The 13,144-nt window shown below is 61.0% G+C and carries 14 protein-coding genes; 10 read left to right on the top strand and 4 right to left on the bottom strand.

Going from position 1 to position 13,144, the window contains the following annotated elements; all coding sequences use genetic code 11:
- Positions 1-18: 18 nt before the first annotated feature.
- A complete protein-coding gene (locus HX821_RS27540; RefSeq protein WP_003219287.1) occupies positions 19-915 on the bottom strand; it encodes a LysR substrate-binding domain-containing protein in 897 nt (298 codons plus the stop codon).
- A 109-nt stretch (positions 916-1,024) separates the two neighbouring features.
- Between HX821_RS27540 and HX821_RS27535 the strand changes: the two genes are divergently transcribed.
- The 8 genes from HX821_RS27535 (at position 1,025) to rpoS (ending at position 8,145) form a co-directional block, all read left to right on the top strand.
- Positions 1,025-2,137 carry an S-(hydroxymethyl)glutathione dehydrogenase/class III alcohol dehydrogenase gene (locus tag HX821_RS27535; protein WP_008432216.1) on the top strand — a complete coding sequence of 371 codons (1,113 nt, stop codon included), beginning with the start codon at positions 1,025-1,027 and terminating at the stop codon, positions 2,135-2,137.
- An 8-nt stretch (positions 2,138-2,145) separates the two neighbouring features.
- Positions 2,146-2,991, top strand: coding sequence for an S-formylglutathione hydrolase (gene fghA / locus HX821_RS27530; RefSeq protein WP_003219284.1), 846 nt, complete (start codon positions 2,146-2,148; stop codon positions 2,989-2,991).
- Positions 2,992-3,045: 54 nt separating this feature from the next.
- Positions 3,046-3,519, top strand: coding sequence for a 2-C-methyl-D-erythritol 2,4-cyclodiphosphate synthase (ispF, locus tag HX821_RS27525; RefSeq protein ID WP_003219282.1), 474 nt, complete (start codon positions 3,046-3,048; stop codon positions 3,517-3,519).
- Complete coding sequence (gene truD / locus HX821_RS27520) at positions 3,516-4,574, top strand: tRNA pseudouridine(13) synthase TruD (RefSeq protein WP_177036974.1); 1,059 nt, start codon at positions 3,516-3,518, stop codon at positions 4,572-4,574. Before ispF ends, truD begins: the two co-directional genes overlap by 4 nt.
- Positions 4,562-5,311, top strand: coding sequence for a 5'/3'-nucleotidase SurE (gene surE, locus HX821_RS27515; protein WP_003219278.1), 750 nt, complete (start codon positions 4,562-4,564; stop codon positions 5,309-5,311). The genes truD and surE overlap by 13 nt, the downstream gene beginning before the upstream one ends.
- 41 nt (positions 5,312-5,352) lie before the next feature.
- Positions 5,353-5,988, top strand: a complete 636-nt coding sequence (locus HX821_RS27510; RefSeq protein WP_010176736.1) for a protein-L-isoaspartate(D-aspartate) O-methyltransferase — start codon at positions 5,353-5,355, stop codon at positions 5,986-5,988.
- 210 nt (positions 5,989-6,198) lie between these two features.
- On the top strand, positions 6,199-7,035 hold the full coding sequence (locus HX821_RS27505) for a peptidoglycan DD-metalloendopeptidase family protein (RefSeq protein WP_032898924.1): 837 nt from the start codon (positions 6,199-6,201) through the stop codon (positions 7,033-7,035).
- Between the two features lie 105 nt (positions 7,036-7,140).
- Complete coding sequence (rpoS, locus tag HX821_RS27500; protein WP_003219274.1) at positions 7,141-8,145, top strand: RNA polymerase sigma factor RpoS; 1,005 nt, start codon at positions 7,141-7,143, stop codon at positions 8,143-8,145.
- 205 nt (positions 8,146-8,350) lie between these two features.
- On the opposite strand, the gene HX821_RS27495 is transcribed toward rpoS, so the two are convergent.
- Entirely contained in the window at positions 8,351-8,560 is a 210-nt protein-coding gene (locus HX821_RS27495; RefSeq protein ID WP_002554837.1) for a cold-shock protein, read from the bottom strand.
- A 378-nt stretch (positions 8,561-8,938) separates the two neighbouring features.
- Here HX821_RS27495 and dcd point away from each other — a divergent pair, with 378 nt between their 5' ends.
- Positions 8,939-9,505: a dCTP deaminase gene (gene dcd, locus HX821_RS27490; protein ID WP_003219273.1), complete on the top strand. Its 567-nt coding sequence runs from the start codon at positions 8,939-8,941 to the stop codon at positions 9,503-9,505.
- 107 nt (positions 9,506-9,612) lie between these two features.
- Complete coding sequence (locus HX821_RS27485; RefSeq protein WP_003219272.1) at positions 9,613-9,816, top strand: hypothetical protein; 204 nt, start codon at positions 9,613-9,615, stop codon at positions 9,814-9,816.
- Between the two features lie 31 nt (positions 9,817-9,847).
- Here HX821_RS27485 and pdeM read toward each other — a convergent pair whose 3' ends face one another.
- Both pdeM and HX821_RS27475 read right to left on the bottom strand, forming a co-directional pair.
- Complete coding sequence (gene pdeM / locus HX821_RS27480) at positions 9,848-10,504, bottom strand: ligase-associated DNA damage response endonuclease PdeM (RefSeq protein ID WP_177036972.1); 657 nt, start codon at positions 10,502-10,504, stop codon at positions 9,848-9,850.
- Complete coding sequence (locus HX821_RS27475) at positions 10,504-12,981, bottom strand: ligase-associated DNA damage response DEXH box helicase (protein ID WP_177036970.1); 2,478 nt, start codon at positions 12,979-12,981, stop codon at positions 10,504-10,506. The genes pdeM and HX821_RS27475 overlap by 1 nt, the downstream gene beginning before the upstream one ends.
- Between the last annotated feature and the right edge of the window lie 163 nt (positions 12,982-13,144).

Here is a 13,144-nt window from a genome sequence, read left to right as displayed (position 1 = left end):
TGCATGGGCGGTAGCTGTCTATCGCAGGTAGACGGGATGGTTGCCCAGGCCCTCCTTGAGAAAGTCCACCAGTTTTCGCACCTTGGGCGAAAGGTGGCGTTGTTGCGGGTACAGCGCCCAAACCGCGGTGTTGGGCGGTTGATGGGCTTCGAGTAACGACACCAGTGCGCCGCTGTGCAAATGCTCCAGCACGTAATAGTCCGGCAACTGGCAAAGACCGACACCTTGCAGGGCCGCATCCAGCACCGCTTGCCCGCTATTGCAGCGCCAGTTTCCCTGTACCCGCTGGGAAAATTCGCGCCCGTCTTGGGCCAGTTGCCAAATATCCGAGCTGCCGATCAGGCAGTTATGCCGGCTTAACTCCGACAAGCTATGTGGCCGCCCGTACCTGGCCAGGTAGGACGGTGACGCGCACAGGTACATACGCCGCGGCGCGAGGCGGCTGGCAACCATGCGCGAATCCGCCAGGCGCCCGAGGCGAATCGCCAGGTCCAGGCCTTCGTGCACCAGGTCCAGCTGGCGGTTGGTCAATTCCACGTCCACGCGCAATTGCGGATAAAGCGCCATGAACCGCGTCACCAGCGGCACGATAAAACGCTCGCCGTAAGCCACTGCGCAGGTCATGCGCAACATTCCCTTGGGCTCGCTGGCCAGGTCGCCCACGGCGCGCAAGGCTTCTTCGCGACCGTCCTGCAATCGCTGGCAATGTTGCAGGAAGGTCTGGCCGGCTTCGGTCAGTGTCACCTTGCGCGTGCTGCGATACAGCAAGCGTGTTTGCAGGCGCTCTTCCAGTCGCGCGACCTGGCGGCTGATATGGGACGACGACACGCCCAGGCGCTCGGCGGCCGCGGTGAATTGGCTGCATTCGGCCACGGCGACGAACTCGTCGATGCCCTCCCAGCGGTTTTCCAGCATGCTGATTGTCCCTGTACGGCAATAATGTTTTGCTTTTGTCTGGATTATTAATCAGATGAGCATGTTTTACACTGCCGGCCTTACGTTTTTAACCCGATGGAGAAACCGGATGATCAAGTCCCGCGCGGCCGTAGCCTTCGAAGCCAAGAAACCCCTCGAGATCGTTGAAGTGGATGTGGCCATGCCCAAGGCGGGCGAGGTGCTGTTGCGGGTGGTGGCGTCCGGTGTGTGCCATACCGATGCCTACACCCTGTCGGGCGCGGACCCGGAAGGCATTTTCCCGTCGATCCTCGGCCACGAAGGCGGCGCCGTGGTTGAAGCCATCGGCGAAGGCGTGACCTCGGTGGCGGTGGGCGACCACGTGATCCCGCTGTACACCCCGGAATGCGGCAAGTGCAAATTCTGCCTGTCGGGCAAGACCAACCTCTGCCAGGCGATTCGCGCCACCCAGGGCAAAGGCCTGATGCCAGATGGCACCTCGCGCTTTTCCTACAAGGGCCAGCCGATTTTCCACTACATGGGCACTTCGACCTTCTCCGAATACACCGTGCTGCCGGAAATCTCCGTAGCGAAGATTCCCAAAGAAGCGCCGCTGGAAAAAGTCTGCCTGCTGGGCTGTGGCGTCACCACCGGTATCGGTGCAGTGATCAACACCGCCAAGGTCAAGCCAGGCGACACCGTGGCCATCTTCGGCCTGGGCGGCATCGGCCTGTCGGCGGTGATCGGCGCGGTGAAAGCCAAGGCCGGCCGCATCATTGCCATCGACATCAACCCGGCCAAGTTTGAAATCGCCAGGCAGCTGGGTGCCACCGACTGCATCAACCCGAAAGACTACGACCGCCCGATCCAGGACGTGATCGTCGATTTGACCGACGGCGGCGTCGACTTTTCCTTCGAGTGCATCGGCAATGTCCAACTGATGCGTGCGGCCCTTGAGTGCTGCCACAAAGGTTGGGGCGAGTCGGTGATCATCGGTGTGGCCGGTGCCGGCCAGGAAATCGCGACCCGTCCGTTCCAACTGGTCACCGGCCGCGTCTGGCGCGGTTCGGCGTTCGGCGGCGTGCGCGGTCGCAGCGAGTTGCCAAGCTATGTGGAAATGGCCCAGGCCGGTGAAATCCCGCTGGATACGTTCATCACCCACACCATGGGCCTGGAAGATATCAACAAGGCGTTTGACCTGATGCATGAAGGCAAGAGCATCCGCACCGTCATTCACTTCTGAGGTCGGCCATGAGTCTGGAAAACCTGTCGTGCCAGAAAAGCTTCGGCGGCTGGCATAAACGCTACAAGCATCATTCCGACGTGCTGGGTTGCGACATGACCTTCGCCGTGTACCTGCCGCCGCAAGCGGAGCAGGGCGGCAAATTGCCGGTGCTGTACTGGCTATCGGGCCTAACCTGCACCGATGAGAACTTCATGCAGAAGGCCGGCGCGCAACGCATGGCAGCCGAGCTGGGGTTGATCATTGTTGCGCCGGACACCAGCCCGCGCGGCCCCGGTGTGCCGGGTGATCCGGACAACGCCTGGGACTTTGGCCTGGGCGCCGGTTTCTACCTGAACGCCACCCAGGAGCCTTGGGCCCAGCACTATCGGATGCATGACTACGTGGTGCAGGAGTTGCCTGCATTGGTCGAGGCGCATTTCCCGGCGTCGGCCAAACGCGGGATCAGCGGCCACTCCATGGGCGGCCACGGCGCGCTGGTGTGTGCCTTGCGCAACCCGGGGCGTTATCAGTCGGTGTCGGCGTTCTCGCCGATCAACAACCCGATGGATTGCCCGTGGGGCCAGAAGGCATTCTCCCGCTACCTCGGCGAAGAGCGCTCGAAATGGCGCGAATGGGATGCCTGCGTGTTGATCAGCGAAGCCTCGGAAAAGCTGCCATTGCTGGTGGACCAGGGCGACCGCGACGATTTCCTCGCGGTGCAGCTCAAGCCTGAAGCGTTGCAACAAGCGGCCAGGGCGGCGAACCATCCGCTGGAGCTGCGCCTGCAACCGGGCTATGACCACAGCTACTTCTTTATCGCCAGCTTCATCGAAGACCATTTACGCCATCACGCGCGCGCTTTGCTCGGTTAATGTGAGGCAAAAGTAGGTAGAATCACGCCCTGAATTAAATCGGGGCGTTTTTTTATGCGTATTGGCCACGGCTATGATGTGCACCGTTTCGCCGAAGGCGATTTCATCACCCTGGGCGGCGTGCGGATCGCGCACCACCACGGGTTGCTGGCTCATTCCGACGGCGACGTGGTGCTGCATGCCTTGAGCGATGCCTTGCTCGGCGCAGCTGCGTTGGGCGACATCGGCAAGCACTTTCCGGACACCGACCCGACCTTCAAGGGCGCGGACAGCCGTGTGCTGTTGCGTCACGTGGTCGGCTTGATCCATGCCAAGGGCTGGAAGGTCGGCAACGTCGACAACACCATCGTCGCCCAGGCGCCCAAGATGGCCCCGCATATCGAAACGATGCGCGCGCTGATTGCCGCGGATCTTCAAGTTGAGTTGGATCAAGTGAACGTAAAAGCCACCACCACCGAAAAGCTCGGGTTTACCGGTCGCGAAGAGGGCATTGCCGTGCACTCCGTTGCCTTGTTGCTGCGCGCATGAATGATCTGCAACTGCTGGGCCCGCGTGCCTATGGCGAGGCCTTGGGCAGCGCTGTTCTAAAGGCCACCGCTGAAGACTTCCAGGTGGATGAAGTGCTGGATATCCCGCTGACCGGCGAGGGTGAACACCTGTGGTTGTGGGTGGAAAAGCGCGGCCTGAATACCGAAGAGGCGGCGCGGCGGATTGCCAAGGCGGCGGGCGTGCCGTTGCGTACCGTCAGCTACGCCGGGCTCAAGGACCGCCAGGCGCTGACACGCCAGTGGTTCAGCGTGCAGTTGCCGGGCAAGGCGGACCCGGACCTGAGCGCGGCTGAAAACGACACCCTGAAGATCCTCAAGACCGGCCGTCACAAGCGCAAGCTGCAGCGCGGCGCGCATTCGGCCAACGGCTTTACCTTGCGCCTGACCCAGTTTGCCGGGGATGCGGCGGCCATCGACGCCCGCCTGCAACTGATCGCCCGGCAAGGCATTCCCAACTATTTCGGCGCCCAGCGTTTCGGCCATAACGGCGGCAACGTCGTCGATGCCCGTGACTGGGCGGCGCGCAAGGCCTCGCCGGAGCAGCGCAATGTGCGTTCGCGCTTGCTCTCGACGGCCCGCAGCTTCCTGTTCAATAAAGTGCTGGCGGCGCGGGTGGCCGACGGTTCCTGGCAGCGCGCCCAGGTCGGTGACTTGCTGGCGTTTACCGACAGCCGCAGCTTTTTCCCGGCGGGGGAGGCTGAATGCAGCGACCCGCGCCTGGCAATCCTCGACCTGCATCCCACCGGCCCGCAGTGGGGCGAAGGTGATTCGCCGGCGGCGGGAGCAACCTTCGCGCTGGAACAGGCGATTGCCGACGGTGAAGCCGAACTGCGGGATTGGCTGGTGAATGCCGGCATGAGCCAGGAACGTCGCATTCTTCGACTGCCCATTGGCGGGTTGACGTGGCATTATCCCGAACCTGACATTCTGCAATTGGAATTCGTCCTGCCGGCTGGATGCTTCGCCACTGTCTTGGTGCGCGAGCTTGTAGATCTGGTGCCGGTGGGGCAGACGGACAGCCCATGCGTATTCTGATATCTAACGACGACGGGGTCACTGCACCCGGCCTTGCCGCGCTTCATGCTGCGCTGGCGGATTACGCCGAGTGCGTGGTGGTTGCCCCGGACCAGGACAAAAGCGGCGCCAGCAGCTCGCTGACGCTCGACCGTCCGTTGCATACACAGACGTTGCCCAACGGCTTTATCAGCGTGAATGGCACGCCGACCGACTGCGTGCACCTGGCGATCAACAGCCTGCTGGACCGCGAGCCGGACCTGGTGGTTTCCGGGATCAACCTGGGCGCCAACCTGGGTGACGACGTGCTGTATTCCGGTACGGTGGCGGCAGCCCTTGAAGGGCGCTTCCTCGGTCGGACCTCGTTCGCTTTTTCGTTTGCGTCCCGTCAACTGGACAACCTGGCGACTGCGGCGTATTTCGCCCGCAAGCTGGTGGAGGCCCATGACACCCTGGTCCTGCCGCCGCGCACGGTGCTCAACGTCAATATTCCCAATCTGCCCCTGGACCACATTCGCGGTATCCAGCTGACCCGCCTCGGCCACCGTGCCCGTGCGGCAGCGCCGCTGAAGGTGGTCGACCCGCGTGGCAGGGAAGGGTACTGGATTGCCGCTGCCGGCGATGCCGAGGACGGTGGCGAGGGCACGGACTTTCATGCGGTGATGCAAGGTTATGTCTCGATTACCCCGTTGCAACTCGATCGCACCTTCAGTGATGCCTTCAGTAGCCTCGATGGCTGGCTGGAGGGGCTGCGCTGATGGCTCGTGAACAAGACGACCTGCTGCGCCGGGGCATCGGGATGACCTCCCAGCGCACCCGCGAGCGATTGATCCAGCGCCTGTATGAAGAAGGGCTGTCCAATGCCCAGGTGCTGGAAGTCATCCGCCGTACCCCGCGGCATCTGTTTGTCGATGAAGCCCTGGCGCACCGCGCCTATGAAGACACAGCCTTGCCCATCGGCCACAACCAGACCATCTCCCAGCCCTATATGGTGGCGCGGATGAGTGAGTTGCTGCTGGCGGCGGGCCCGCTGGACAAGGTGCTGGAAATCGGCACCGGCTCCGGCTACCAGACGGCCGTGTTGTCGCAGCTGGTGGAGCGGGTGTTTTCCGTGGAGCGCATCAAGGTGTTGCAAGACCGGGCCAAGGAACGCCTGGTGGAGTTGAACCTGCGCAACGTGGTGTTCCGTTGGGGTGATGGCTGGGAAGGCTGGCCGGCACTGGCGCCATACAACGGCATTATCGTCACCGCGGTGGCGACCGACGTGCCCCAGGCCTTGCTCGATCAACTGGCTCCCGGCGGGCGCCTGGTGATTCCGGTGGGCTCCGGCGAAGTGCAACAATTAATGTTGATCATTCGCGAGGAAGAGGGCTTTTCCCGGCATGTGCTCGGCGCCGTGCGTTTTGTCCCGCTGCTCAACGGTCCGCTGGCCTGATCAATTATTTCTGCGTACTGAATTCTATTGCCGGGTATGTGTCTTACAGCGGGGTCTGTTGAGTCCACATGATCAGCCGTAGGAGCTAAACATGATGAAATTTTCTTTAGAATCGTGTTTCCAGTAAAAACCCAACGGCCAGTTATACTTGCGTCATATTTCAAGCCTGATACAGGCGTTCATAGTCAGCCACCACAAAGGGAGCGGCGGGTGAGTCTCACGGTCATTGCACAGCGTATGAGTCAAACAAGCTTTCAGCGACTGGTGATTGGCCTTGTCTTGAGTTCCTTGCTGGCGGCTTGTTCAAGCACGCCATCCGGTGGCGCGCGGGTGGTCGACCGCAATAATGCGGTACCGCAGAAACCTACCGTTACCACTGGCCAATACGTCGTGCGCAAGGGCGATACGATGTTCTCGATCGCCTTTCGTTATGGCTGGGACTACAAGGCGCTCGCCGCCCGTAACAACATCCCTGTGCCATACACGATACATCCAGGTCAGACCATTCGTTTCGATGGACGAACCGGTTCAACACCGACCGCGGTTGTCACAAACACGGCTTCTTCGCCGTCGTCTTCGAGCAAGACCACCATCATCACCCGGCCTGCAGGCACCGCCGCGCCTAGCGTTGCGAGCAAGCCGGCACCTGCGCCGATGCCGCCGGCGGGGCCCGCACCGACCGGCTGGGGATGGCCCTCAAATGGCATCCTTATTGGAAAATTCTCTTCAAACGGTAGTTTGAATAAAGGCATTGATATCGCCGGGGATTTGGGACAGCCTGTTTTAGCTGCGTCTGATGGGACAGTGGTGTACGCCGGGAGTGGTTTACGGGGCTACGGCGAGCTGGTCATCATCAAACACAGCGATACCTACGTCAGTGCCTACGGTCACAACCGCAGGCTGTTGGTTCGGGAGGGGCAGCAGGTCAAAGTCGGACAGACAATTGCCGAAATGGGGTCAACTGGTACAGACCGGGTGAAACTGCACTTTGAGATTCGCCGCCAAGGGAAGCCTGTTGATCCGCTGCAATTCCTTCCCCGTCGTTGATGTGTTGCACAGCCTGTTCCTCACGTAGTAGGAACAGGCTCCAGCGTTGCCAAGGATAAAGGCGTCGCTTGAGCTTGAGGTCGAACTCACCAAAGGACTATAACAATGGCTCTCAGTAAAGAAGCGCCGGAGTTTGACATCGACGATGAGGTTCTCCTTATGGAGACTGTCATCGATACGGAATCGATGTCGAATGAGGGACCTGCTGTACCTTCAGTTCGCACCAAATCCAAGAACTCCACCGCGTTAAAGCAACACAAGTACATTGATTACACACGGGCGCTCGACGCGACTCAGTTGTACCTCAATGAAATCGGCTTTTCCCCTCTGCTCACTCCCGAAGAAGAAGTCCATTTTGCGCGCTTGTCGCAAAAGGGCGATCCGGCTGGGCGCAAGCGCATGATTGAGAGCAACCTGCGACTGGTGGTGAAAATCGCCCGACGCTACGTCAATCGTGGGCTGTCCCTGTTGGACTTGATCGAGGAAGGCAATCTCGGCCTGATCCGGGCGGTGGAAAAGTTCGACCCTGAGCGGGGCTTCCGCTTTTCGACCTACGCCACCTGGTGGATTCGTCAGACCATCGAACGGGCGATCATGAATCAGACCCGTACGATCCGGTTGCCGATCCATGTGGTCAAGGAGCTCAACGTCTACCTGCGGGCGGCGCGTGAGCTGACACAGAAACTCGATCATGAACCTTCGCCTGAAGAAATCGCCAACCTGCTGGAAAAACCGGTGGGAGAGGTCAAGCGCATGCTCGGTCTCAATGAGCGGGTGTCTTCCGTCGATGTCTCGCTGGGTCCGGATTCGGATAAAACCCTGTTGGACACCCTGACCGATGATCGTCCTACGGACCCATGTGAGTTGCTGCAGGACGACGATCTGTCGCAAAGCATCGACCAGTGGCTTTCGGAGCTGACGGACAAACAGCGTGAGGTGGTGATTCGCCGCTTCGGGCTGCGCGGCCACGAAAGCAGCACCCTGGAAGATGTTGGCCTGGAGATTGGCTTGACCCGTGAGCGGGTGCGGCAGATCCAGGTCGAGGGCCTCAAGCGCTTGCGCGAGATCCTCGAGAAGAATGGCTTGTCGAGTGAGTCGTTGTTTCAATAAGCGGCGCAGGATGAAATGTGGGGGCGGGCTTGCTCGCGAATACGGTGTTTCAGTCAGCCTATCTGGCGACTGATTCACCGCTTTCGCGAGCAAGCCCGCTCCCACATTTTTTTGTGCATGGAATTACATCGTGTGATTGGCAAATCCCGAGCACAAAAAAAGCCCCGCTTTTGAGGGCGGGGCTTTTCGACTAAATCAGTACAAGTTAGATAACTTGAACTTCTTCAGCTTGCATGCCTTTCTGACCGCGGGTAGCGATGAAAGAAACCTGTTGGCCTTCTTTCAGGCTTTTGAAGCCGTCGGATTGGATAGCTTTGAAGTGAACGAACAGGTCGTCACCGGATTGTGGAGTGATGAAGCCGAAGCCTTTTTCATCGTTGAACCACTTAACGGTACCAGTTTGGCGATTAGACATGGTGTATCTCCTTGGACAAAGTTAACTGCGACTCAGGAAAAGCCCTGGCCGAGACTGAGTGCAAAGAGCAGGAAAAATTCTTGGAGATGGTTGGATCGAAATTCAACATATCGTGTAGAGATTCTCAGTGACACAAGCAGCACAGTGGCGCCACCTTAACCCTTTTTCCGGAACGTGCCAATGGTATTTCCGAAGGTTTCTCTATTTTCGTGACTGGCGGCACCCTGATACCGCACCAACACCCCACAATTGAAGGTGCGCCCCGCCCAGCAGGGGCTGCGCGGCGCCAAGAAAAACAGCCGCCCCTTTGAACCACGGGGCCAGCCCCGGTAAGATGCCCAACAGAATTTTTTCACCTCGCTATTCAGGACACCCGCCATGAGCATCAAATCGGACAAGTGGATTCGCCGCATGGCGCAAGAGCACGGCATGATCGAGCCCTTCGTGGAGCGCCAGATGCGTGGCGAAGGCGCTGAGCGGCTGATCTCGTTCGGGGTTTCCAGCTACGGCTACGACGTACGCTGCGCCGATGAGTTCAAGGTGTTCACCAACATCAACTCGGCAACCGTCGATCCGAAAAACTTCGACGAAAAAAGCTTCGTCGACGTCAAGAGCGACGTCTGCATCATCCCGCCAAACTCCTTTGCCCTGGCGCGCACCGTCGAATTCTTCCGTATCCCGCGTAATGTCCTGACTATCTGCCTGGGCAAAAGCACCTACGCGCGCTGCGGCATCATCGTCAACGTGACGCCGCTGGAGCCGGAATGGGAAGGGCACGTCACCCTGGAGTTCTCCAACACCACCACCTTGCCGGCAAAAATCTACGCCAACGAAGGCGTGGCGCAGATGCTGTTCTTCGAATCCGACGAAGAGTGCGAAGTGTCCTATAAGGACCGTGGCGGCAAGTATCAGGGCCAGCGCGGCGTCACTCTCCCACGCACTTGATCGAATCGTCTTACAGGCTAAGGGAATTTGTCAGCGGGCATGCACTCTATTGGGTGTACTGCCCCGACGCGTGCACAACGCGCCGGGCCACGCTTGAGGAGTCCCCTATGAAGCTCGATCCGCGAATCAGCGCCGAACTCGCCCGGCTTGAACCCAACCAGATTGGTGTGATGGCCTGGTCCTTGATGGCCGATCCCGCCGCAGGCGGCATTCCCGGCCAGCCAGGTCCCGATGATCCCTGGCCCAACCAGCCTGAAGAGCCTGGCGAACCCACTCTCCCTGACGAACCGCCTCCCGCCCCTGTGGCCTGATTTCCTGCACGTGTCGCCAATGGTCAGTTGCTCAACGCACTGGCCATACTTCCTGGTCTCCGATCACGAAGATCCGGCCGCCTTCTTCCTGCGTCACTGAATAACCCCCGGTAAAAGCGCCGAACGCCGGTAGCAGGCTGACTTGGTTGCCGATCAGGAAGCACGGCAGGCGCAAGCTTTGCCGGCCCTTGCCCCGCAGGCGATACACCGGATGCACGTGCCCGGCCAGCACATGGTGGCTGGCATGGGGGGCGGGCTCGTGCTGCAAGGCAAACGGGCCCATCAGCAAGGGTTCGGTCACCACCTCAATGTTCAGATCGCCGGGCGGGTCGCCAGCGCGTTTGTCGTGGTTGCCGCGAATCAGCGTGAGCGCCACGCCTGCATGACGCTCACGCCAGGCTCTCAGGGCGTTCAGGGTGCCGCTGGCGTGAGAGCCGGGCCCGTGGAGAAAGTCGCCGAGAAAGATCACCTGCGCGCCGGGGAAAGCCGCCAACAACCGGTCCAGGCGCTGCAGGTTGGCCGTCGTCGTGCCCTGTGGCACTGGCTGGCCCAGGCTGCGATAGGCCGACGCCTTGCCAAAATGCGCGTCGGCGATCAGCAGGCACTTTCTCGCAGGCCAGTACACCGCCTTGTCCGCCAGCAACCACAGCGCTTCTTCCGCCAGATGTATCGGGTAATGAGCGGGCATCAAGGCTTCCCGTTATCGGCGACTTTTTCCAGATCCTTGACCATCCGCGCAATCCGCTCCGAGAGTTTTTCCGAGCTCAGGCTTTCCCGAAAACGTTCCACCAGCAGCGGAAAGGCCAACGGCGTAGGCCGTTTGATGCGATGCAGGTCCAGCTTCAACCCAGACAGGTGGCGCAAGGTCTCTTCCAGGCGACGAATATCCAGCTCATCCCGCAGGACTTCTTCCCCGGCCTGGGTCAGCAGCAGGTTCTGCGGGTCATATTGCTTGAACACTTCAAAGAACAAACCGCTGGAAGCCTGGACCTGACGCGTACTTTTCGGCGCGCCCGGATAGCCTGCGAACACCAGCCCGGCGATCCGCGCGATCTCGCGAAAACGTCGCAGGGCCAGCTCACCGGCATTCAGGCTGGCTACCACGTCATCCAGCAGATGATCCGCGCTCAGCAGTTCGCCGCCCAATAACTCAGGCCAATCCACTTCGGTGGCACTCAGCAGTTCCAGCCCATAGTCATTGACCGCAATCGAGAACGTCACCGCCTGCCGCCGGCTGACGCGCCAGGCCAGCAGGCTCGCCAGCCCCAGATGCACCTGGCGCCCGGCAAACGGATACAGGAACAGATGCCAGCCTTCCCGGGACTTGAGGGCCTCGGCCAGCAAGTGATCGCGGGTCGGCAGTCCGGACCAGCGCAGTTGGGTTTCCAGCAAGGGTTGCACCGCTTGCATCTCCGGGCCGAGATAGTGACCGTGGGCAGCCGCATCAAAGCGCTCGACCACCGCCTGGGCCAGCTCGTTGGAAAGAGGCATGCGCCCGCCGTTCCAGCGTGGCACGGCAGCCTTTTTCGCGGTGCTGCGCTTCACATAAGCAGTCATGTTTTCCACCCGTACCAACTCCAGCAAGCGGCCGGCGAACAGGAAACCATCCCCTGGCTTAAGTCGTGCAATAAAGCCTTCCTCGACACTGCCCAGGGTCTTGCCACCGCCGCCTTTGCTCCAGAATTTCAGCTGGATGCTGGCGTCGCTGACGATCGTACCCACGCTCATGCGATGGCGCCGCGCCAGGCGTGCGTCGGGGACGCGCCAGATGCCGTGTTCGTCCGGCTCGACGCGGCGGTAATCCGGGTAGGCCGTCAGTGACAGGCCACCATGGCGCACGAAACCCAGGGCCCAGGCCCAATCTGCTGCGCTCAGGTCACGATAGGCCCACGCGGTGCGCACCTCCGCCAGCAGCTCATCCGGCACAAAGCCGCCGCCCAGCGCCATGCTCACCAGATGCTGCACCAGCACATCCAACGGCTTGTGAGGCGACTGGCGCGCTTCTATGCGCCGTTCAGCGATGGCGTCCTGCGCGGCAGCGGCTTCCACCATTTCCAGGCTGTGGGTTGGCACCAGCGTGACCCGCGACGGCCGGCCCGGTGCGTGGCCGGAGCGCCCTGCGCGCTGCATCAGCCGGGCTACGCCCTTGGCGGAGCCAATCTGCAGTACCCGTTCCACCGGCAGGAAATCTACCCCCAGGTCCAGGCTCGACGTACACACCACGGCCTTCAGTTGCCCCTCCTTCAGGGCTCGCTCCACCCAGTCCCGGGTTTCCCGGGACAGCGAGCCGTGGTGCAGGGCAATCACTCCGGCCCAGTCGGGGCGCGCGTCGAGCAGGGCCTGGTACCAGATTTCCGATTGTGCCCGTGTGTTGGTAAACACCAGGCAACTGCTGCTGGCATCAACTTCGGCCACCACTTGCGGGAGCATTTTCAGGCCGATATGGCCGGCCCACGGAAAGCGCTCGATAACCGGTGGCAACAGGGTGTCTACTCGCAACTGTTTGGTGGTTTGGCCTTGGACGTTGATCCCGCCGCCTTGTGGGATCAACACCTCCAACGCGTGGGCCTGATTACCCAGGGTTGCGGAAATGCCCCACACAATCAGCTCGGGGTGCCATTGCCGCAGGCGGGCGAGGGCCAGTTGCAATTGCACGCCGCGTTTGTTGCCGATCAGTTCGTGCCATTCGTCCACTACCACCATGCGCAGGTGCGACAGGCTGGGCTGGCTGTCGGCGCGGGCGAGCATCAGCGTGAGGCTTTCCGGGGTGGTGATCAGGGTGGTGGGCAGACGGCGGGTTTGGCGGGCGCGTTCGCTGCTGCTGGTGTCGCCGGTGCGCAGGCCGACGGTCCAGGGGATTTTCAGTGACTCGAGCGGGGCCTCAAGGGCGCGGGCGGTGTCGGCGGCCAGGGCGCGCATTGGGGTGATCCACAGGACGGCCAGCGGTTCGGCGGGGGCTTTGCGTTTGCGGGGTGTGGTTTCGGTGATGGCGAAGCGGTTGAGGGCGGCGAACCACAGGGCGTAGGTTTTCCCGGCGCCGGTGCTGGCGTGGAGCAGTCCCGACTGGCCTTCCTTGACTGCGTGCCATACGTCTTTTTGGAAGGCGAACGGTTTCCAGCCCTTGGCGGTGAACCAGTCTTTGGCGAAGTTGGGGGATTTGGCCATGCTTGGGGCTCTGGGGGGGTAATTCAGAGACCTTTGGGGTGGGGGAAAGGTTTAACTGCGATTTTTTGGGGGGCGGGGTGTATATCCGTTATTTAGGTAACGGCCGCCTATGGTTCCGCTCTTACAGCGGGTCACTTTTGGCAAACGCCCCAAAAGTAACCAA

Source organism: Pseudomonas sp. B6001 (assembly GCF_013386015.1).
In the GTDB taxonomy this organism is placed as follows: Bacteria; Pseudomonadota; Gammaproteobacteria; order Pseudomonadales; family Pseudomonadaceae; genus Aquipseudomonas.
Note: the sequence above shows the minus strand (reverse complement) of the source record. Positions and strands in the feature narration are given on the sequence as shown.